The 22,938-nt window shown below is 29.1% G+C and carries 20 protein-coding genes; 8 read left to right on the forward strand and 12 right to left on the reverse strand.

The genetic code is table 11. The features are described from left to right. Positions 1–140: 140 nt before the first annotated feature. From ACODR7_RS18980 to ACODR7_RS18990, 3 genes are read right to left on the reverse strand one after another with little or no spacing between them, the layout of a single operon-like run. Positions 141–1,691, reverse strand: coding sequence for a PcfJ domain-containing protein (locus ACODR7_RS18980; RefSeq protein WP_488841516.1), 1,551 nt, complete (start codon positions 1,689–1,691; stop codon positions 141–143). Positions 1,692–1,720: 29 nt separating this feature from the next. After that, the gene (locus ACODR7_RS18985) at positions 1,721–3,010 is read right to left on the reverse strand and encodes a hypothetical protein (protein ID WP_488841518.1); all 1,290 of its coding nucleotides are present in this window, start codon (positions 3,008–3,010) and stop codon (positions 1,721–1,723) included. A 1-nt stretch (position 3,011) separates the two neighbouring features. Continuing rightward, positions 3,012–3,947: a lytic transglycosylase domain-containing protein gene (locus ACODR7_RS18990; protein ID WP_488841520.1), complete on the reverse strand. Its 936-nt coding sequence runs from the start codon at positions 3,945–3,947 to the stop codon at positions 3,012–3,014. Between the two features lie 19 nt (positions 3,948–3,966). Here ACODR7_RS18990 and ACODR7_RS18995 point away from each other — a divergent pair, with 19 nt between their 5' ends. Beyond that, complete coding sequence (locus tag ACODR7_RS18995) at positions 3,967–4,362, forward strand: hypothetical protein (protein WP_488841522.1); 396 nt, start codon at positions 3,967–3,969, stop codon at positions 4,360–4,362. 350 nt (positions 4,363–4,712) lie between these two features. On the opposite strand, the gene ACODR7_RS19000 is transcribed toward ACODR7_RS18995, so the two are convergent. Both ACODR7_RS19000 and ACODR7_RS19005 read right to left on the reverse strand, forming a co-directional pair. Then, on the reverse strand, positions 4,713–5,006 hold the full coding sequence (locus tag ACODR7_RS19000; protein ID WP_488841524.1) for a hypothetical protein: 294 nt from the start codon (positions 5,004–5,006) through the stop codon (positions 4,713–4,715). Positions 5,007–5,009: 3 nt separating this feature from the next. Further along, positions 5,010–5,477, reverse strand: coding sequence for a hypothetical protein (locus ACODR7_RS19005; RefSeq protein WP_488841525.1), 468 nt, complete (start codon positions 5,475–5,477; stop codon positions 5,010–5,012). A gap of 274 nt (positions 5,478–5,751) precedes the next feature. Here ACODR7_RS19005 and ACODR7_RS19010 point away from each other — a divergent pair, with 274 nt between their 5' ends. Genes ACODR7_RS19010 through ACODR7_RS19040 form a run of 7 tightly spaced genes read left to right on the forward strand, consistent with a single transcriptional unit; the run spans position 5,752 to position 8,150 of the window. Beyond that, positions 5,752–6,006, forward strand: coding sequence for a hypothetical protein (locus ACODR7_RS19010; protein WP_488841527.1), 255 nt, complete (start codon positions 5,752–5,754; stop codon positions 6,004–6,006). Then, positions 6,006–6,272, forward strand: a complete 267-nt coding sequence (locus ACODR7_RS19015; RefSeq protein WP_488841529.1) for a type II toxin-antitoxin system RelE family toxin — start codon at positions 6,006–6,008, stop codon at positions 6,270–6,272. The genes ACODR7_RS19010 and ACODR7_RS19015 overlap by 1 nt, the downstream gene beginning before the upstream one ends. Before the next feature lie 47 nt (positions 6,273–6,319). Further along, positions 6,320–6,664 (forward strand): hypothetical protein, encoded by a 345-nt coding sequence (locus ACODR7_RS19020; protein ID WP_488841531.1) that lies wholly within the window; start codon positions 6,320–6,322, stop codon positions 6,662–6,664. An 8-nt stretch (positions 6,665–6,672) separates the two neighbouring features. Continuing rightward, positions 6,673–6,897, forward strand: coding sequence for a hypothetical protein (locus tag ACODR7_RS19025; RefSeq protein WP_488841533.1), 225 nt, complete (start codon positions 6,673–6,675; stop codon positions 6,895–6,897). Positions 6,898–6,914: 17 nt separating this feature from the next. After that, positions 6,915–7,172: a hypothetical protein gene (locus tag ACODR7_RS19030; protein WP_488841534.1), complete on the forward strand. Its 258-nt coding sequence runs from the start codon at positions 6,915–6,917 to the stop codon at positions 7,170–7,172. A 26-nt stretch (positions 7,173–7,198) separates the two neighbouring features. Next, positions 7,199–7,600: a hypothetical protein gene (locus ACODR7_RS19035; protein ID WP_488841536.1), complete on the forward strand. Its 402-nt coding sequence runs from the start codon at positions 7,199–7,201 to the stop codon at positions 7,598–7,600. A gap of 34 nt (positions 7,601–7,634) precedes the next feature. After that, positions 7,635–8,150: a hypothetical protein gene (locus ACODR7_RS19040; protein ID WP_488841538.1), complete on the forward strand. Its 516-nt coding sequence runs from the start codon at positions 7,635–7,637 to the stop codon at positions 8,148–8,150. A 281-nt stretch (positions 8,151–8,431) separates the two neighbouring features. On the opposite strand, the gene ACODR7_RS19045 is transcribed toward ACODR7_RS19040, so the two are convergent. The 7 genes from ACODR7_RS19045 to ACODR7_RS19075 all read right to left on the reverse strand — a co-directional run bounded on the left by ACODR7_RS19045 (position 8,432) and on the right by ACODR7_RS19075 (position 22,884). Then, positions 8,432–14,002: a DEAD/DEAH box helicase family protein gene (locus ACODR7_RS19045; protein WP_488841540.1), complete on the reverse strand. Its 5,571-nt coding sequence runs from the start codon at positions 14,000–14,002 to the stop codon at positions 8,432–8,434. A 28-nt stretch (positions 14,003–14,030) separates the two neighbouring features. Further along, entirely contained in the window at positions 14,031–14,381 is a 351-nt protein-coding gene (locus tag ACODR7_RS19050; protein ID WP_488841542.1) for a hypothetical protein, read from the reverse strand. Positions 14,382–14,385: 4 nt separating this feature from the next. Further along, entirely contained in the window at positions 14,386–15,783 is a 1,398-nt protein-coding gene (locus ACODR7_RS19055; protein WP_488841544.1) for a toprim domain-containing protein, read from the reverse strand. A gap of 19 nt (positions 15,784–15,802) precedes the next feature. Then, a complete protein-coding gene (locus tag ACODR7_RS19060) occupies positions 15,803–17,782 on the reverse strand; it encodes a TraM recognition domain-containing protein (protein ID WP_488841546.1) in 1,980 nt (659 codons plus the stop codon). Between the two features lie 337 nt (positions 17,783–18,119). After that, complete coding sequence (locus ACODR7_RS19065; RefSeq protein WP_488841548.1) at positions 18,120–20,246, reverse strand: DNA topoisomerase; 2,127 nt, start codon at positions 20,244–20,246, stop codon at positions 18,120–18,122. 90 nt (positions 20,247–20,336) lie between these two features. Further along, a complete protein-coding gene (locus tag ACODR7_RS19070; RefSeq protein WP_488841549.1) occupies positions 20,337–20,714 on the reverse strand; it encodes a single-stranded DNA-binding protein in 378 nt (125 codons plus the stop codon). A 34-nt stretch (positions 20,715–20,748) separates the two neighbouring features. After that, entirely contained in the window at positions 20,749–22,884 is a 2,136-nt protein-coding gene (locus ACODR7_RS19075) for a hypothetical protein (protein WP_488841551.1), read from the reverse strand. Positions 22,885–22,938: the final 54 nt, after the last annotated feature.

The following is a 22,938-nucleotide window of genomic DNA, read 5'->3' on the forward strand; positions in this document are numbered from 1 at the left end:
AAAAAAGGAGAGTGGAATTACGGAACCCGGCAGCTGATATCCTGGCTAAAATTTCTCCTGCAGATCTTCCGGTGTTAGTGTAGATCCGGAAGCGCTCCTGGTGTTCCGAAATGATCAGCTGGCCATCCTCCGGAAAGGAATTATGCAATCCGAACTCCGGATTGAGAGATGGAATTCATATTTATATTTTTTTGAATTTTTTCTGTTTTATGTTCAGATACATTCTTATCTGCTATTTCTTTATTAACCAGCTTTAATTTCTCTCTTAGAATTTTTAAATACTCAACTGGAGGTTCTGAATTGAAAACACCCTTACACTGGTTTAAAATATATATTTGTTTTGTTGAACTATAAGAAATTTCTATGGTATATCTTTTACTTGAATAAAGATCAGTATAAATAGCACAAAACCCATTCTCAATACTTTGTAAGTAAGAAGCGACACAGTGATGTTGCCTTTTAGATTCAAGTACTAGATCTTCGGTTGTTTTAATCAAGGATATAAAATCAAGTTTTTTATATTCCTCCTTTATTCTAATATCCCTTTTCTCTATATCTCTCTCAATAAGTTCTAATGCTAATCTATCATGTTCCTGTTTCAACTTTTTAAATGACGTCATACGTAGATTAACATTTATAGACAACAATTTACATAAGTTTAAATAATCTTTTATAAGAATATTTTCATTCTTAGAATTTGCTTTTAAATAGCTTTCATTGTTTTGAATGAAAGTATAGTGATAGTATTGTTTCAAAAGCTCAAAATCATATTCAAGTTTTAAACTAGAGAGTTCACTTTCATATATATAAAGTTCTTTTTTACTTTCTAGATTGTTGTAGAAACTTATCACTTTCGGCCAATCATTAATATCTACTAATTTTAAATTCTTATAAAAAAAATAAATTTCACAAATATCAAATTTTAAGAATTGTTTCGGTAAAGATTCTACATTAAAGATTCTTTTTAATAAACTTTTTTTGTTTGAAATAGTCCTGAACTCTTTCAGCGAAATTTTAGGTAAGTAAATTCCTTTATCTATAATATCAAAATTAAATTCTTTGGTAAAGTATTCATTGTTATTATTCATTTTAAAGAATTTTAGCAAAAATTCTTTTGAAAGAGTATGACTTATATTACCAATCCTTTCATTATGTATGAAACTAAAGAAAGTGTTCATAGTTAAGGAAGTCCAACTATTATAACGTTTCATTTTTATTGAATTTTCATCCTTTATTGAAAAAGTAAAATTTGTTTTACCCTCTGCAATTAAAAAGCTATAAAGGTTCAGATACAACCCGCCAAAAGTAATGACTAATTTATTGGATTCTTTATAATAGTATATAGTTAAATAGCTTCCAATATTATGTGCTTTGCCACCTACATTAGAAATTTCTAATCCTAAATTTTTAAAACCTTGTTTTAATGTACTAATTAAGGTTTTTGTTTTTGCAATGCTATCTTTCAAAAAATAAAATTTTAAGAAAATGTCTTTACTATTAGCATAATGGTTACTAAAGATCGTTTTATCTGATTTGTGGTTTGAATAACGATAATATATAGAGTGCTCAGGTAGCTTATCCATTAATTCTGTTATAAAATTACTAGATAGTATATCTTGAAACAAGGCATTATCTATATTTTGAAATTTAACAGGAGCTGCGTTCTTATAATATTTTGATATTGGTTTCATAAATAAATTTAGGTAGTGAAAATGAGACTTTAAATTCTTGGAGAACCATTTGGGAATTTTTTATACCGATCATCTTTTTTATATTCTTCATAGATGAAAGTATTCCACTTATTTATAAAATCGTCTCCCTGATATGAAAGTATAGATTTCTTAATTTCTTTAGATCTACAGAATTTTTTAAATTTTGTGTAACCCTCCTTGATTAATTTCTTATCAGACACTGATGTTTTCATAATATCTAATATACTATCTCTCTTTTCATCACTCAATTCATGTCTTCTTCCTATATAATTTGCAAAGTGGTTATTTTCTAACTTTTCTAATGTTTCACTCTTTAATTCAACATTATTATTTACAATTGCTTTCATTTCGTAAGGCATTATTGAAATAATTTCACCATTTACCATATATTGAAAGCTCTTAAGTGAGTTTGTATCTAATTTTGCTCTGAGTTCTCTCATAAAACCTTTAGCAAGGTCATTAGCATTTTTATAATTTAAGTCAAAAAGCTCATTTATGTTCTTATAATTCCAGGGAATCCATTTATTACATTCAAATCTTTCCAAATAAAGAGAAAAGAGAACATGACGAGGATTTCCCAATAATTTTGGTAATTGAAGAAGAACCGAGTTATAAACATTTAGGTTTACAAGTTTTTCATACCAAAAAGGATTCATCTCAAAGTAGAGCTTTTTACGGTCAAAAGATGGTGATTCGATATAGGATAGTTTAGTTTCTTTTATTTTTCCCTCTGCATTTTTTCCTGTAACCCAGACATTAAGATTATTATATAAAAAGTCAACAGCTTCTCTAACTTTATTACTTCTTCCCTTTATTCTCCCATCCGCTGTAGTTTGTGATGAAATGTCTTTTATATCAATTGCAATCGATATTCTCACATTTTCTTTCTTTTTGAATTCTTCCACAAATAGTTCCAACTGTTGAGGACGTGATTTAGAATTAAATTGACTGCTCTTTACTAAGGCAATCGACTTAAATAATATATTAATGGCAGCAATTGGCATATCGGTTAGACTAACTTTAGAAGACCTTTTTCTTTTAGTCTTTCCTATAATAAGATCAACCAACTCGTTTGTTACATTAATTTCATCAATGCTGGTAATATCCCTATTAAACTTTTTTGCTATAGTAAAGCTTTTTTGATCATCTATTAGATATATCTCGCCCTCTTCAGTAGATACAATATTCTCATATTTCTCATTTTCACTACCTGGAATTTCGTAAACTTCTATTGTTTTTTTCTCTTTATTATCACTTCCTAATGACCGGATCTTATTAATATAATCTTTATCTTTCATTTTATTTTGTGTATATGATTGACTTACTTGGTATATAATCTGTTATGAACTGAGGATTTGCAAATCTTAAAAAGGCGGTATCTGAATTAAGACCTTTAAAACTTGTAGGGTTATTATTTGAAATCATTTTTATATCATAAAAATTATATTTAAAATACATTGGTTTAATATTATGCTGTCTATAAAAATTGAATATATAATTTACTGCTATGAAGCTAGGAACATAGGCTCTAGTCTCTGCAGGAAGAAAGGGACGTACTTTCCAATAGCTTTTAGAACCTGCACTTCGAATAGCTTTTCTAACATTACCCGAACCGCAATTGTAAGCTGAGATAGCAAGGTTCCAGTCTTTAAACTCATTATAGAGATCTCGTAAATATCGAGCTGCTGCATCAGTATTTTTTACAGGATCATAAAATCCACTATAATACTTATTATCATATAACCCATATTGTCTTCCAGTAGCAGGAATAAACTGCCATAATCCTTTTGCGCCTGCCCAAGAACCGGCACGAGGGTTTAATGCACTTTCTACAACTGCTAAATACTTAATTTCTTTTGGAAGTCCATATTTTTCTAATCCTGCTTCAAATAAAGGAAAGTAATACGTAGATAATCCAATGATTCTGTGATACCACTTATAGGAGAGGTATTTTTTTACATATGAATATGTAATGTCATTATAATCAATATTTAAATTGGTATTTACATCTAGCAAAGAAAATCGACCTCTATAAGTATCAAGGGAAAGATTTCTATCTCCTTGGTCTTCTATTTTTCCAGTATCATATTGCTCAAGGGACTTTACCCACTTCTCATCTACTTTTAAATACACTTCCTTGTCTTCCTCATATACTTTAGAATTTTCCTGCGAGTATAAGAATAAAGGAGAAAAAGTAAATAAAATTAGCACCCCATTAACAAGCTTTTTCTTCATAATTTCATATTTTTGTTTCATGAGTGATTTATTAAATAATATTGTATTCAAAAGGTTAATTTCGTTAAGAAAAGAATTAGGTCTAACGCAACAAGAGTTTGTGGACAACTTCAATGATTTTATTGCGGTTAATAAAATTCATTTAATAAATAAAAGCAATAATCCATTAAAAACAGATAACTATAGCAATATTGAGAGACGTCTTTCTTCTCAAACAGAAACTTTTATTCATATTGTAAAATATTATCAAGTTGTTCATGATATTAATCCTGCTTGGCTTTTTGTGGAAGATAATCTTCTAGTTTCAAAATACATTTCTAAAGATTTAGAAATAGAAAGGTATAATCTTCTTGAACAAAAACATTCCTTAATCAAGGAAAAAATTAAAGAATTGCAAAACCTTATGAAAGATTAATTTCTCTTTCCGTGATTGAATAATTACCTTGTTTTACCAGGGTTTTTGTTCCATCAGAATGAAAAATTATTAATTGATCCTTTTTCTTTAAATACTTATACTTTACATTTTCATAAGTTGTTATCTGTCCATTATTATTAAGATGAATATCATAATACTTTAAATTTCCTCGAATCATAGAAAGAAAAAAAATAACTACTAATGTAGATAACAAAATATACACGGATAGATTCAAATTAACAATAATGTAATTGGTAATTAGAATAAGTGACAATGAAACAAGCAAATGGTTAGATATTGATATTGTACTATATTGAACAGCATACTTCTTTAGTTTATTTAAAATTGTATTAAATTTCATCATTAGATTTTTTTGAATTAAAAATTTGTAGTTTTTCCGCTTTCTTGAGTAATCCTGGTGAGGCATTTTGTATAAAATCTTTTTCTTTCTTTTGAATAAAATCCGATAGAGCTTCATCCATAATATCTGTTCTTGTATATGCTAATTTGTGATAACCCTGTTCTCTTTTATAATTAATATAGATCGTCATAAAATCTATTTGCTTTGAGAAAATCTTAAACAGTACATTCTTCTTCTCATTAGACTTTTTTGATCCTCTAATGTATTCTTTTGAATCACTCATAACTTAAATTGTATATTTATTTTGTAGTCTTTTTACTAGTGCTGCCGTTCTCTGAATTTCGTTTAAAATAAGGAATTCATAATCATTGAAAAGGTCTTTTATAAAATATTTTATATCTTGTAAATCAGTAGTTCTAAAAATTAATGACCTGGAATCATTAATATATAACATTGAAATATCTACAGGTCTTCCAAATTCTTTTTTAGTAAAAATTGAGATTTTATTTCTTGAAATTAATTCGTTACTAATAAAATAATAGTGATTACTTAAATTTAGATTGTTATGTACTAAACTATCTATAAAAGTATCATTAATATTGGATAAATAACAGTCTATTTGATCCCGAATTGGCTCAAGGTTATTAGAAGTATGTTCCTGATAATAAACAATCCGATCCATGCTATCTGTTTCTTTGAAATAACTCTGACCATTAAACGAGTATTTCTTTAAATTTGATAATATTTTTTCCATAACAATTGGTTATTATTAAGTAAAAATTGTGCTAAGATTTTATCTTCTTGTATCATATGTAGTAATTTAGTTTTTACAAATATATACAAAATTTAGATATATATATATACCTAATGAAAAATAAAATAATATCTTTAATTTATTTCAAAGAATTTCTGAAACCTACGCTTTTAAATTTGGTAGTAAAATAACATTTTATAAAACACTTAAATATTAACACAAAATATATTGTGTATATTATATACATAATGTATATTTGAAATAAAATAAGATTATGACAATTAGAAAGAATATTGATATTGATGAAAGTCTTTTAACAAAGCTAAAAATACTATCTGCTTTTGAAGAAATAAGTGTAAAATCTGTGATGGAAAAAGCAATTTCTTTTTATGTGGAACATAAGGAGAAAGAGAGATTAAGATTGTTATCAGAAGAAGAAAAAGAGGATTTAGGGCTATTGCTGCTTATGCAACAATCTGATAGAAATGAGGTGGTAAGCCGTGGGGAAGTAATGAATGCTTTAGACTAATGGAAGTTACTTTTTTACGAAGTTTTCTTAACGATATTAAAAAACTCAACGATAAAAAGTTGAAAACGAAAATTAAAGAATTTCTCGTGGAGTTAGAAAACGCAGAAACCATTGATGAAATTCCCAATATTAAAAAATTAAAAGGTTTTTCTACTGCCTATCGTTGGAGAACTGGAGATTATAGGTTGGGATTTTATAAAGAGGAAAATAAAATTGAATTGGCACGATTTGTAAAAAGAAATGACATTTATAAGCTATTTCCTTAGATATTAATTCAAAATTTTAATTATAACTAATCTTAAAAAACGATAATATGGAATTAAAAATTAGAAATATTGGAGTGCTATATTCTTTAGATGAATGGTACTATTCAAATAAAAAGAACACTAAAATTTCTTATGAGATATTCTCTTACTGGTCCGAGGATGGTGGTTTAGAAAAATTATTTAAAAAGTTAGGTATTAACGAAATTAATATTGGAGAGTCGTTTTACTTTGATTTTGACTCTAAAAGTGAACTTGGTCTCGAACGAGATTTAATTGAAGATTTTAACACCAGAACATTTAAAGTAATTAATTTGCATCATGAGTATCTTACTAGGGCAAATGGGGAATTTGAATTTTCAAAATTATATAATTTAGAACCACTCATCAAATAATGATAATAATGGATTTAATAATAATATTAATAGTAATTGTTTCATTATGTATTTTGGGTGTTTTTGGTTACTATATTGTAGGTATTTTTATATATAATAAAAAAAGTAAGAAACTAAAAGATGAAATTGATAGAAACGAAAAACTGTTATTTGATGATTTAAAAAATGAATACAGTTCAGAAGAAGCTGAAAAATTATTAGAAGAATTAAAAGATAAATTCATGAAGAAATAATCTCAAAAAATGATATCATGGAAAGTTACAAACTACCACTTTATTTATGTATGCTGATCGGAGCATTGGTTTTCGGAATTGTAAGATTAAGAATATCTACAAGAATGGTTATATACCTTACAATTGTTGTTGCTGGCTATCTATGGTCTGGTCTTTTAAAGTTTAACGCTAAAATCGGTGATATGAAAGATCTATTTCCATATTTTGGTGTACTTTTCTTACTAGCTTTAGTAACTACTATACATGATTTATGGTTTCAAAAGGATAATAATTAATCTCAAAACGTAACTATAAACATTAAATGACAAGCATTCTCTACACTTCAAAAAATGAAAAAAACTATAATTTTTTATATAGTTTTCAACAAGAATATTTAGAAGACCACGAAGGTAATGTATTAATTTTTGAAATTTGGGAGGAAGGGAAAGAAGAACTTGACAAGTTTAGCTTTATGCTCCGAGAAATGGAAAATGGCACTGATTTGAAAGTCGTTGATTTGTTTTCAGATTCAAAAAAATATTATTTAGGAAAAGGAATTTCAAGAGCGATGATTTTACATTGTAAAAATTTATTTGTGAAACGTATTATTTCTGAACGAGGAAATAAAAACTGGGAAGAAGCTCGGACAAAAGTTTGGGAACGAATGAAATCTAATGGAGAAGTTGCTTATTGTAAATTTAAAGATTTTTACTTTACAATATGATAAAATTGAACTATTAAAATAATCTCAAAAAACAATGGAAAATAAAAGGACTATAAAGATTATTGCTATAGCTGCTATCCTATTAATCATTGTCCCTCAAATTATGTTCTTTATTAAAAATAGATATGGAGAACAAAAATTAATCTCAACAACTTTTTATTTTATAGGAATACTTTTCGCCATTACGATTACTATAGTTTTGTGGGGAATATTTACTTTAATTTTGGAAACGTGGGCTTCTCGAAAAAAAATTAGAAACTATCTTTTAAACAATCCTCTATTTTTATTACATAATTTTCCCACTTATGATGTTGAAAATTTTATTGGTGTTGTTCTTGTTAGAGATGATTTATGGGGAACTTCTGATGATTATATGGACTGTGCTGATGTGTATTACAAGTTAAAAGAGATTTCTAAAAACCCAAATTATTCAAATACTGACAAAGAAATAGCAAACATAATACTTAGATTTACTTCTACTAAATCTCCTATTTTTATTTCAACAAAATTACTCTTCTATATTTTCAACAAATTTAACATTAAAAAATAACGATAATAATGTCAAAAAATGATAATGGAGAAATTTTGAATTTCTTGGAGAATTGAAAAAAGCTAATCTAAAAAAGCACTAAAATTTCTCCTGCAGATCTTCCGGTGTTGTTGTCGTTCCGGAAGCGCTCCGGTAGTTTTAAAATGGGTGAGCTGGCCATCCTCCGGAAAGGAATTCCCCCGGTGCTGTTCCTGGCTAAAAAAGGAGAGTGGAATTACGGAATCCTGCAGCTGATATTCCTGATTATAAAAATGGACCTACTATCGTAGATCCATTTCTATTTATAACTTTTGCCTGTTTCTTATTTTTTTACTCTGTCTCTCATTTTCAATTTCTTGTTTGAGTTCAATTATTTTTTTGGTGACTAATTCAATTTCTTCGTTACCATCAAATTTTTGATATTCATCTCTAAGATTACTATAATACTGAAATTTTTCGTTAGAATGTCTGATATCATCTTCACAATTATTAATAAGGCGAGGAATTCTCTTTGATATTTCATTATAAATAATTGTACTTGCTTCTAAAGGATCTTTAGGAATAACATCCATCCTTTTTTGCATTTTTAAAGAATTAAAATCATTTTCAATCATTATTTTAGATTGTGCCTTTCCTAAATCAAAACTAATCTTTGTAAAAACAAGATTAAGGTTAAACTGATCTATTTTACACAAAGGGATTTGATAAGCAATTTCCCCTGACAACACTGTTTTATAAGGTTCTAGTTCTCTGAAAAAATTACCTTTAGTTGCAGATAAAAATTTTTCATACTTATCTCTAAGCTCTTTTCCTATAATTTTAAAGTCCTGAACACCATTTATAAGCTCTTTTTTATCGAATAATAGAATTTCAGGATGGTTCTTAAAAGACTCTGGATCTGTTTCTGCAAATACAGCATTAAACTTATCCATCACTTCTTTATATATTTTTAATTGAACAGATTCCTTTTCAATAGTTTCCTTATAAAAATTATAATTCCGATTTAATTTAATTCCCTCATTCTCTATGGCTTCTTTGTTGTTATAAAGGTTTTCTAGCTTTTGCTCTAATTTAGCAATTTCCAACATTTGGGGGTTATCCAAAATGTATGCTTTCATTAATGAAAAGTTAGTTCCGTTTCCATCCCCATCAATTTCACCCTCATCCAGTATTCTAGGAGTATTTGCCCCAATCTTTTTAAAAACACTTAAAAATCTGTCTTTTGTTTCGTTTGCCTGAGATCTAAAAGCATCTAGTGACTTTTTAGCAAGGTATTTATAGTTTAAAACTGTATTATCAAATTCTTTGGCAATTTTATTCCCTTGCCTTTTCATTCTTCCTAGTCTTTGAGCTGATTTACTTGGTGTCCACGGAATATCAAGATCATGCTCTGCAATACATCTTTCCTGAACATTACAACCTGTTCCTAGTGTGTCAGTTGATCCTATCGCAATTCTAAATTCCCCACTGTTCACCTTATCCTGGAACTCTCTTCTTAATGCTTTGTCTCTCTTTGTTCCAGATGCAGCTCTCCAATCATGGGCAAATTGAATTTCATGCTTAGGGATATTATACTTTTCCACTAGAATATCCCTCAATCCATCATACACATTGAATTGATCTTTATTTTTGGAATTTGGAATTCCTAGATCACAAAACACCAACTGAACTCCTTTTAAATCGTGGGTTTTTTGATAGACCTCATTTATTTTCTCAGCGCATAATTGGAGTTTTCCAGCTGCAGGTCCAATAAAATATTCTGCATTAACCAACCGGGGATCTATTCCATTTTTTTGGGAGAGATTAGAAACAATTAAGGAACTTGCCTGTTTCTGCTGATCATCAAAAGATTTTTGAATTATACTTTCAAATTCATCTGCAGTCTCAATATTCCCATCAATAAAATCAACCAGGAGATCATTAAATTTCTCTTGCTGAATGTTTGCTTCAGCGATTACCATTTCAGTTTTTACATTTGGGGTTTCTACTGTAAAATTACTTTCATTAACTACATGAGCCATTTCTAGATACAATGACTTTAACTCTGGAACATTTACAATATATCTAAATCTTTCCTTTTCTTTAATTGCATTTCCAACAGATAGTTCCTGTTGTACTTCTTTTACAAAGAAATTCTTTGCAAATCTGTCAAATGTATTAATATTGAGTTCTTTTAACCTTGCAGGTTTAATCCAGTTCATCAGGTTATAGATCTCCGCCATAGAGTTAGAAATAAATGTTCCGGATAGAACAGTAATTCCTTTATCAACAAGATCGTACTTCTTTCTTAAAGATCTTGTCAACATAGCATAATGTTTAGCCCTCTCAGATGCTTGCGTACTCAATCCTGCTATACCACTGTGAATCGTTGTAAATGGCATATTCTTAAATTTATGAGCTTCGTCTATTAAAATATGATCAACCCCCAAAGAATTAAAATCATAAATAGTGTTGTCCTTATTTCCATTAAGAACATCAAACATTCTTTCTAATTTAGCTTCTTCATTTTCTAGTTGTTTCTCTAACCTTTTAAGATCTCCTACATTAACCCCCTCTTCCTTTAATGACTTTTTATAATAAATATTATCTCGTAAATCCTCTAAATATTCCTCAATATATTCTATTTGAATGTCTAGGGGAATTGGTATTTTAGCGATTTCTTCATGTGTCATAATCACACAATCCCAATCATTATTTGCAATCATTGCATATTTCTGCTTTCTTTTCTCTTCAGACGAAAGTTTAGTATTCTCATCAAGTTCAGAAGTGTCAAAGAATATTTTGGAATCAGGATAATGAAATTTAAACTCTTTATAGATCTGTTCTGCAGTAGCTCTTGTCACTGCTAACATAGGTTTCTGTTTTAATCCGGAATCTTTCATCTTCATCGTAGCACTAAACATTACTAGCGACTTTCCAGCTCCCACAATATGATCTACAACTCCTCCATCATTCTGCAGAATCATTGAAACAGCATCTTTCTGATGTTGGTGAGCATCATCTATTCCGTTTATGTCTGTAAAATCAAGATAAGATCCATTAAATACTTTAGGAACATTCGTACAGAAAGTATTATTATAAGTATTTAAAATTTCTTGATGTTGTTCCGGAGATAAAGTATTAATAAATGTTTTCCATTCTTTCTTTAGAAGCTTAGATTTCATTTCAGCTTCTTTATTTGCTTTAATATCCTTTACATAATATTCTTTATCTCCTGACTTTACCTTAGTTGTAAAATTAAAGGACTTATCATTAATGATATCCTTTAAAATTTCTCCACCTGAAATAGTTTTATTAACCCCTTGTACAGATAAAGAATTTAGGCCATAACAATCTTTGAAAGATTTTTTAGAAATTAAAAATCCATTGAGTTTAGTAAATTCAAAAAAATCTTCATTATGATATTCAAATTTATTCTGAAGAAAAGTCTCTAAATATTTTTTTGGCAACCATTCAGCATTGATGTTAATCGTAAGATCATCAAAATTTGTGATACTTATATCATGCTGCTTTAATAATGCAAGATCTTGACGAAGCCTTGTATCCGAAACATAATCAAAACTTTTTTCGTTAAGTAATACATGCTCTAGTAGCTGTATCTTTAATGGGATGTTTCCTGACAAAAACTCTTCCTTGGTTGAAAATTTATATTTGACAGAATCATCTTTTATCGAATAGTCATTATAAATTTTACCTGAATCTACCAATTTCCTGGCTATCTCTATTTTTTTGTCTTCATCTGACTCATTAAGAAGCTTACAGATATACTGTATCTTTACTTGTCCATTATTTTTTTGCAGAGATTTTATAAGAGCTTGTTCCGGGGTGGTGATTTCTTTTTTATTATCTGTAAAATAATTTTCATTACTGATAAGGTCAGAAGCTAAATACTTTCCAAGTTCATTTTTTATTTCAAGACCAGCAAATTCAGATGAATAAATATCATCTTTGAAAAACAATAACGAATCATTTATAGGTCCATATTCCTTTGTATATGTTTCATAGGCATTTCTCAGGCTTTTATGTTTTTCAACAAGGTCTGTGGAATCCAGTTTTAAAGCTTGCTGAAATAGTAGATAATCATTCTTTAAATGTATTAGAGCTTTATCTTTCTCTGCAGCGTTTAGTATTGGAATAGCTATATATGAATCAGCTTCTTTTATATTCAAAATATACATCTCATTTTCGAGAACAACATAAGCTCCGGAATAATGAAAAATATTTTGATCTTCTAAATCCTTATTAAATATTTTCTGTTCTTTTATTTCTTCTTCTGTAGGAATTTCTATGATAGTATCAATTGTCTTGTTAACTGTATTTTCATAATGATTAATTTCATTTTCAAAATCAAATAGTGACAGTTGAATTCCCTGAGCTGGATTCTGCTCTTTATATTTATTTTTTGATACTTTCTTTTCTTTAATTGCTTTTGTAATAATCTCAATCTCATTAACTGTGATTGGTTCTATAAGAGTGCTATTCGTAAAAGAATACTTCTTTTCAAGTTTAAAATTCTCTTGAAAATGTTTTGTTCTATAAAGATCATTATTTGACAAAACAACATTCTTTAATTTTTCATTGTCAGCTAATTTTAGCAGGCTTGCGCTTTGCTCTATATGGCTATCAATTTCAGAGTTTGAAATTAAATTTCTAAATGCTTCAAATCTTACATTTTCATTTTTCTGACTACTACTTAATGTATATCCATTATGCATGAAATTAGTCTGAAGCTCTCCAATTAATATTTTTTCCTGTCTTTGATATATAAAAGAATTGATATTATAATTCTGATCTTTATTTTTATTAGGATTGTTCTCTGGAGAAATAAAGAGTTCTTCTGCTGACAAAGATATGCTGGTAATTATTTCATTTAACGCATTTACATCAAGCTCAGTCACTAAACTTTTTTTATGGGTATGTAAATAGTCAGTCTGCACTTCAGTGCCTAAAAAGGTCTCTTTTGGAAGTCTAACAAGATTTTTTATTGTATTATTATTTTGAAAAAATAAAGTACGATCTATTTCTGCTCCTGGAGCATCCAGATAATTACTACTCGTTATAAATCCAATGTCGCCATCCTCCTTTAAAAGAAGAGATGATTTGAGAAAAAAATAACTATGAATATTCGGAACTTTACCGAGTTCGAAATTCTTTTTAACCAATTCATCATGTATTTTTGTACTACCAAAAGGGATATTACTTGTAATAATATCAAATTTCCGTTCAGGAGTTACTTGAAAATTTTCATATTTATTGCAATGTGCAGAGAAAACAATAGAATCATTTTCATTAATCTCATTTTTTAAACTACTGAGTATACGATAAGAAATATTCTCCGGCTCAATAGCAAAAATTCTAAATGATGCTGTAGAATTTATTATAGCCTGATCCTTTAAAGATCTAATATTATCAATAAGACTTTTTACAAAAACACCTGTCCCGGCACTTGGCTCTAAAATCATGAATGGATCCTTTGAGCTGCTATTATTTATTAGATCAATTTTCTGAAGTAGAAGTTCTTTAGTAATTACATCTACATACCTTTTATCGGTGTAATATGCGTATAAAGCACTTCTTGCTATTTTTTGAAATACTGATTTTAAATTATTATTATTAACCCCTGCCTCATTCATTTCTTTTATAAGAATTCTTATCTCATCAAAATACTTTTTTGTGGATTTGCTATCAAATTTTTCTGATAGGATATCCTCAATAGGCATGGTAAAATAAGGGAAATTGCCAAATCCGGTAAACAGATTTGACAATTCAGTATAGTTTAATTCTTTTTCTGGGGAAAGTGCAATTAACTTTAATGCAGCTAAATTATTTCTAAACCTTTGAAAATCTGAAAGGTTTTTAATATTATCATTCATAAATGCATATTAATAAAGAGAGACAAAACTAATTTATAAATTGATCTTTTAAGAATTCAAATCCTTTTTGAAGTTCCAGTTCTGGAAGATCATGAGTTTTTACATCTGAATTTTGAAGTAAATCTTTACTGTACTCAATGATAAACAGAAAAGCTTCAGTAATTATTTGATCTTCTAGTCCAAGGATTTCAATTTTGCGAATGTATTCACTTTCCAGTTCCGGATGATCTTTTAATAATTCTCCTCTGAGATACCTTTGTAATGCTTTATAATATGGTAATTTTTTCCGGTTGGGAATGATGGTTTCCATTACCGTTGGATTATCTGTGTATTCTTTACTTATAAATACACCATCTACATCAATCATTTCTTGATTCATTATGTTATATTTTTAAACCTTTCTTCTTGGGAAGCTCCTGTTGTAAATCTAAATTTTCTTGTTTTTTTATTTTTAGATCTTCATTCCAATCTTTTGAATTAGATTTATGAATTGTGATTTTTTTGTTTATTCCTGGAAAGATCTGCAGGGACATATTATTAAATGTTTCTAAATACTCCTTAGTATTAGGTACAATGAATTCAATTTCTGACTTTGAATTTCTTTTTAAGTAAGAAATAGCTTTTTCCTGATTAATAATATCTACAGCCATATTTCTTGGCATTACCCCATTAAAAAAATCAAGAGTTTTTTTATCTATCTCTCTAAACTTTGTTGATAGTTTTTCTGCTTTAACAAAATTTTCTTTATCATTAATTGTTAGGGAAATAGAGAGAAAATCTTTATCCTTATAGTTAATTTTTATTTCAGGAACCATTTTAGAGATAATAATCGTATCAAAAAAACATCCTCTTACATCATTATCAGTAGATAATGTTATCTTTTCAAATGCTCGTAAATCAAAAAACTGTTTTAATTTAAAAGCTTTATTCTCTGATAGTTCTCCGTTAGTACTTAAATATTCTGAGTTTTGGGGTTGATTAACTTCGAAATGGCTCATTGCATCCCAAAGTGATTCTGTTATTATTAAATTTCTCCCTCCTTGTTTAGAATTTACCTGCAGATCTTTATCTACTCCGATAGGATTAGAAAATACGAATCCTACATCATTCTGGCTACCTCTGGCAAACCTTTTACTATTAAAGTTGTCATAAGCAGGATTCGTATTTGTTTTTTGTACCCCGACAACTTTATTATTGATGTCTTTTATTTCATAAGCTATCGTAAAAAAATTTTCTTTTTCATCCTTATAGCTTTTAACTATTCCTTTAAAAAGTGGATGATCTATAGTTTCATTAGATAACTGACGAAAGTCGGTCATATAATTACGCTGATGAGAATGTAATGGCAAGAACTCTCCTTTTAATAAGAACTCCTCTGTCATTGAATTTGAAAACAATTCTTTTGAAGAATCCCGATTAAAATTTTGAATATTTTCCCTTTCCTTTATTTCCTGTTTGATGATAGCAAGATTACTATTATAATTTACAAGTTCTTTGTTTACTGCTTTCCACACATTAGGTTCATTCTGAACTACATGGTTCTTTATGAAGTGAATAAGGTTCCCGGCATTACCTGTTGCCCTGGAAATGTAATTTTGGTTACCATCTTTTCCCTTAAAAAATTCAAACTTATCTGATCTTAAGGTAGAATCACTATTGTCTACAAATGCTTTTCTTTTATTATCATAAAAAAAGTTAGGCATACGATATCTAAAAAAATCTACTAAATCAATTTCTTGAATTGCTTTATACCAATCGACCATTGGTTGCTTTTCTTCCATAAGTAAGTAATTTTAAATTTTACAATGTTACTAAAGTTCTCTCTAATAAACCGTCAATGTCCATTTTAATTTGATTAAAATTATCCATTAAAACTTGATTAACATCTTTATCTGATAATGGTTCATTCTTAGCATCTAAAAAAAGAGTTAAATCAGGTAGTTTCCCACTTTCCAATTTTTTTGTTTTTGCCAGATCTACATGAATTGTAGAATAAAAGAATTTCTGCTCAATTTTTTCATCAAAATTATCTGCAATTTTCCCACAGAATACCCCTTGAGATAAAGTACTAATTTCTGATTCAGGAATAAGTTCCTCCATTTGTTCTGAATAAGAAATGGATGTTCCACTATCAGATATTGAATGTGATTCTTTTTGTACTTTGATTTTACCAAACATTCTTGCAAGTCTTTGAGCTGTATCTCCTGAAACCTGCCCAGCAAAAATATTACCCATTGTGTTAACGATGGATTCTGCATTTTCTTTGGAAAAGTCCCTTACCGCTTGTGTTATATCCTGGAACCCTAGCCATGTCGCTATCTCATTACTTCTCCCGGTTGCTATAATATTATCGAGTGTTCCTTTAGGAAATGACATTGTTGTAAGCTCATCTAATACTAATGCAGATTTATTCTGATGTTTAATATTTATTACTTTCATAATCTTTGTTGTAAACAAAGAAATGCAGACACTATATATTTTTTCTCTTTTCGGATTATTACCAATACATAGAATTTTAGGTCTTTGCGGATCGTTTATTTGTAGATTGATTCCATCAATCTCATTACCATTTTCATCTTTATCTGTAGTCATAACCCAATATACAACAGGAGAAGTCATACGTGACAATCCTAAACGAGCTGAAGCGATCTGCCCCTCCAACTGATCAGTTGCCTGGTTTTCGTAAGCTGAGATAAAAGGCGCAGCCATATTTGAGATGGTTCCATCCTCAATAGATGCCAGGAATTGAAATTGTTTTTCGTAGGATTTTGATAACAACTCAATTAAATGAGGTAATGAACAATATTTTCCTCCCTCTGCACATCTTAACGCCCAAATTAAACATGCAACATAGTTAATTGGTGATTCGACAAAGAAATCTCCTTGCTTAGAATTCCAGGACCTGTTAAGGGCAATCATTAATACCTGAGCAGCTTCTACAGCATCCACAGAATCTATTAATAACTCTGGTTGTAATGGATTGCAACGATGAGACTTTTTAGGATCATCAAAATTAATAACACAAAACTCCGGTTCTACCTTATAGTTCTCTTTATACATTTCCAAACAATTATAAGTAAACACTGATAAAGTTGGAAATTTATAATCATATACGAGCATTGCAAATCCTTTTGATATATGCTGCTCAATAGCCGGTTGTAAAATTGCAAATGATTTTCCGGATCCAGGTGTTCCGATTACTAACGATGCTCTATATGGATTAACGACATTTATATAACCATCATCAGTCTTTAAATTAACAGAAGCATCGTTCTCCATTAGTTGCTGTGTTTGCAAAAATTTTCTTCCATCTTTTCCAAACCTATCTTTACCAAATGAGGAATTTATAGTAGTCATTATTTCGGCAAAATAATGAATAATCATAAAATATGATACAAAGCTTATAATTGTATAGAATGAAAAAATTCCTACATTCATTCCTATGTAGTAAAAAAAGTAAGAAAATATAAATAGAAGACAACAGCCCAGAGCTTTTAATATTGTTGAAGTAGTATTAACATTTTTTTTCAATATTTTCTTAGGCTTTCCTCCGAAAACAGATATACCAACTAAAACTACTATGAAGAGCCTTACTAAATAATATTTCCCCTCTCTGTAAAAACCAAAACTTAGTACCTTATTTGCAAAGGGTGTAAAAAAATCAAAACCCAGTTTGCTTAAAGAAACATTTCCTAATGTAACTACATCGATTCCTAATAATATAAGGGATAATAAGAAAAATAATCCCGTATAAATTTCCAAATTTTTATCCTGCGCCATAATTATCTTAATTTTCTTTTTGATTACTAAGCTGAAAGTCCAATGTTCTATTGGAAAGTCTCATATTAAATTCAAAAATATACGCATTTAGTTCGATTAGATTTCGTTTTGAATTTTCATGAATTGTTATTGTAGAAAAGGATTGTCTGTTTTCTGGATTCCCATCAGGAAACATTAAATATTTAAGTTCCTCACTGGATAGACTTAATAGGTATTTATTATATTCTATCAATTGTAAAATATCCCCAATTGATAAGCTACAGATATCATGACAAAATTTTCCAGATTCTTGCATATATTGTCTTATAAGTTTATGATTATGTCTCATTTTCCTCCTTTATTTTTTATTAAATTTTTTCTTTCCATATCCCGAATTTGATTTTGATTGCTGAGTCTCAATTTGAAAAGTTTCCCTATTGAAAATAAGATCTATAGTATAGGTCTTTTTCTCTTGCGTTTTACATTTCGCATTTGGAGAAATTCCTTTTGTTAAAAGTTCTGTTAATCGCTTTTCTGTGATCTGTTGTCCTCTAAAATTCTTGTACAATTTATACTGACAAATATTTTCATCAACACAATAATAAAAGAACTTATTTTGGTATAATTTATTAGATTTACATTTAGGGCAATTTTGCGAAGTCTCATTAGGATTAAACCCCAATTTTGGACTCCCTTTTATCTGCTCTGTGATCTCATAAGCAAACTTCTTAATGCTTTGTTCAAACTCTTCTACATTTCCTTTTCCCAACTCAATATTTGATATTGCATTTTCCCACTCGCCTGTTAATTCTGCAGACAAAATTTTTTGTCCATTTAAAGCCTTAACAATTTCAAAACCTAATTTTGTAGGAACTAGAATTTTTCCTTTTCTCTCGATGTATTCGCCATCTACCAATTCTTTTATAATTCCCCCTCTTGTTGCTGATGTTCCAATTCCTTTTCCTTTTAAGGCATCTTTAAGATCTTCATTCTCTATATCTTTCCCGCAAGTTTCCATCAATGTTATTAATGAGGCATCATTTAATAAAGGTGGTGGAGTAGTTTGTGACTCCACAATAACAGCATCTTTTATTTGGTAATTTCCGACTTCCAAAGCTGGCAGCTGTTTATCTTCTTCATCATTCTCATTTTCTTCTTCCTCTATTTTCAGTATTTTATCTGACAAAAAGTCTTTGAATATAGTAAACCCTTTATTAACAACTACTGCTCCCCTGGCTTGAAAAGGATCTTGAATTCCATCTATAAAAAAAGTATATACAGTAACATTTTTTAATTCTTTTGATGAGAAAGCCTGTAGGAAAGAAGATAGAATGGTTAAGTAAACATTTTTTTTCTTTTCATCTAGGTGAGTTAATATTGGAATTTTTGAAGTAGGAATGATCGCATGATGATCAGTTACTTTTTCATTATTAAAAGGCTTCATATTTTTATCCAATAATAATGGGACTGTAAAGTCTTGACAGTTAAATACTCCACCTATTTGTTCAATTAATTCAAATACCTCAGTTTTCATTTCTTCATTTAAGAATCTACTATCCGTTCTCGGATAAGTAACATGGCCAGCTTCATATAAAACTTGCAAAGTACTTAAAGTTTCATCTGCAGTATATCCATAGGATTTGTTACATTTTTTTTGCAATTCTGCAAGATTAAATAATGCGGGAGGAGCTGTAGACTTTTCTTTTTTATCTATAGTTTCTAACCTAATCGTTTTTTGGTTAATTGCGTTTTTGATAATTTCTTCTCCTTTATTTTTATCAATAACTCTTTCCTGGTATGTAGCAATAACATTACCCTTTTCTGTTGATACAGTTACTTTAGGAACAAAATATGGCTGTGGCCTAAACCCTTTGTTTTCCATAAACCTCTTAACAACCAGGAATAAAGTTGGAGTTTTAACTCTACCTATTCTTAGGAGAAAACCATTGTTTTTTGTCATTGCTATAGATGAATTAAATCCTAAATACCAATCTGCTATTTGTCTTAGCTTCCCACCAATATATAATCCATCTTTATCTCTTCCATCTATTAGATTATTAAAACCATTTTTAATTACATCAGAATTAACAGATGATATCCAAAGTCTTTTAAAAGGCTTTTTACATTTAGAATGTTCATAAATCAGTCTAAAAATAAGCTCACCCTCTCTCCCTGCATCGGTTGCACAAATAATCTCTGAACTTTCATTAAAAAGCTTTTTTATAATTTGATACTGTTTTTTAGCAGTACCCTCTTTATCTTCTTTAATCTTTAATGGGATTTCTGTTGGTAAAAATGGTAAATCGTCATTTTCAATTTTTCTTCCCAAAACTTCTTCCGGTGAAGACAGCATAACAAGATGGCCAAACGCCCAGGTTACCTGATATCCATTTCCCTCAAAATAACCATTTTTCCTTTCATTTGCTCCAATGGTTTCTGCTATAGACTTAGCAACACTGGGCTTTTCTGCAAGAACTACTTTCATATATAATTTTTGTCATTTTATTGTTTTAGAAAAAATGATAATAAAGCATGAATGCTTTATTATCATTTTGAATTAAATAGTTTTAAGGATTTAATTTTCTTTTATATCCTCTGTACTATCATCCGGATTATCCGGGACATTAGAATCTGTTGCAGAATCTTTGGTTTTATGCAGAACTAATTTATCTACATATTCCAGGGTTGTATATTGTGTTCCATTTTCAGATTCATATGAACTAGTATCACAATAATTACAAAATACAGTAACCCCCTCTCCTTTTTTCAAACGGTTGACAATTTCCGGATTTTCTTTGCTTTGAATCCAATAAACACATTTTTTGTATTCTGGATTTTTTTTGTTTGGGAAATTAATCGCTACAGTAAAATTAATTGGTGATCTTTCACCGTTTAATTGCTTGTAAGTTGCGTCTGCAACTAAATGTCCTGTTAATGTTAATGAATAAGCCATAATATTTTGTTTTAATGGTTGGTAATTATTAATATTAAATTTTTGGTCCTTTATATTTTTGTTTCATCTCTTCTTCTACCTTTGTAGTTTCAGTCTTTTTGATAAACTTATCAGCTATAAATGAATTTAATTCTTGATCGTAGTGAACTTTTACACTAAATGGTTTTTCATCTTTACTAATACCATCTATTATTAGTGATTTCCCTTGTGTGGCTATCATTTTTTGTTCTTCATTTAATTCTACTCCGAAGACCTTAGTAGGCATTTCTAATTCGGAATTTTTAAAATGCGGTTTTAATGTTAATTTTTTTTCTGTTTTTGAATACTCAGGTCTCATTTTAAATGAATATTCAACTTTCTTTCCCTCTTTATTACTCACTCCTGTAAAGACAGTATTTGTAAGTTCTCCTCTCATTAATCTAGTTAGATCACTTTTATTTAAATCTGAGAAATTTAGACCTGCTGGTTTAATTTTAAATAAAGCTTCAATTTCAGTCCTATCATATTTTTGTCCAGGAAAGAATTGATAAATCTCATCTTTATGAAAATTTTTCTCTAATCCCTCTAGACTTTTAAGCACAACTCTATCATCATTTATATTAACAATCTGACCTTTAAAGTAATCATCTTGATTGTTAACAATAGCTAGTTTCCCAATTTCTAATTCTGCTGAATTATTTTTTTTTTCGTTAATATCCCTTGATACTGTAGGAACCAGATGAGAAAATTGAGTTTCCAAATCTTTTTTTAGAGTACGTATACCATCTATTTCCCTATCTCCATCAATTGGAAGATCAATTTCTGAAACACCTAATCTATTAAGTTCGTTCATAGCGTTTTTATATGCTATATCAAAATTTTCACTCTCAATATTATATGATGCAACATGTTTATTATATAATTCTTCATCACCTAAGACTTCTAAATCATAATCTCTTACATCAGGCTCTACAGCAGGGGAAACTATCACCGTATAAAAATCTAAAACCGCTTCAAAAACTTCTTTATTATTCTGAGTTTCAATGCAGAAATCAAGCACTTTTTGCCCTGCTTCATGATTGAAATTCCACATTGGCTCTGGGTTTTCTTCATTTTGATAATAAGCATTAAGTACTTGAATTAATTCTTCTTTACCTTTAGGATTTTCTGTATTTTCCATATTATGAGATTTAAGTTTTTCTTTATTTGAATCCATGAAAAGATTTTTCTGCTCCCCTGGAAGATCCTGAATTTTTTGTTGAAGTTCTAACTGTTCTTTAATACTTATTGGTCTAAGAAAATAGGGATTTGCATCCATCCCATACTCTAAAGTATAACCTTTCTCTTCACAGTCTCTCTTAAACTGCTCACACATAGTGAAAAGTTCCCCATCATGCCCATCTTCTAAAGCTTTAGACCAATATTCAACAGTTTTTTTCAGTTCAGTAGGAATTAATTCTATATTATTAAATAAATCTATAGATTCAAAGAATTCATTTTTTTCTTCCAATTCTTTTTGATAAGCAGCATAATAAGTACGATAATAATGAGCATGCTTTTCATCAATTCCTGTATTCGTTAATCCGTCACTTAATTCTGTACGTTTAGACAATTCTCTTTCCCATTTTTTTTGCTCTGCCCAAAGTTCATCTGTTCCTATTGGAACTTTATAAAACCTCTTAAGTTCTATTATATTACCTGACAATGCAGCAGGATATACATTACCTATAATCTCTTTTCCTTTTTCATTAGTAATTGTAAAATGCAATTTTTTCTTATCGCTTTGTTTAAAATCTAACCCCTCCTCTTTCACTTTATCTATATACGTTTCTAATGAGTTTGGATTATCTACTCCTGAAGCATCAAAAATTAAATCATCTACTTTCTTTAAAAGCTCGGGATCCCTCAGTATTGTTTCGTGAGTAAAACCACCAATGTTAGAATCCAGTTCATTTCTTAATGCATTTAGGTAGCTTTCGGTAGAAGTATATTCCATTACCTCTACAATTTTCCCATTAGGTCCATAGAAAGAAATATTTCCTATAATTCCTTTATCACTATTGGTACTAGCTAAAACAGCTAGTTCTTTTAACTGTAGTTCAATATTCTCGAATGTTCCAGAAATTCTTAAGTGATCAGTTTGATCATTATTCGAGTTTGCAACATGTGCGGTTAAATTAAAATTTTCCATGTTAATAATATTTATGATTTGTGTATATATTAAAATATAAATAAATTAATATTT

The sequence above is a fragment of the Chryseobacterium sp. FG46 genome, from assembly GCF_057809135.1.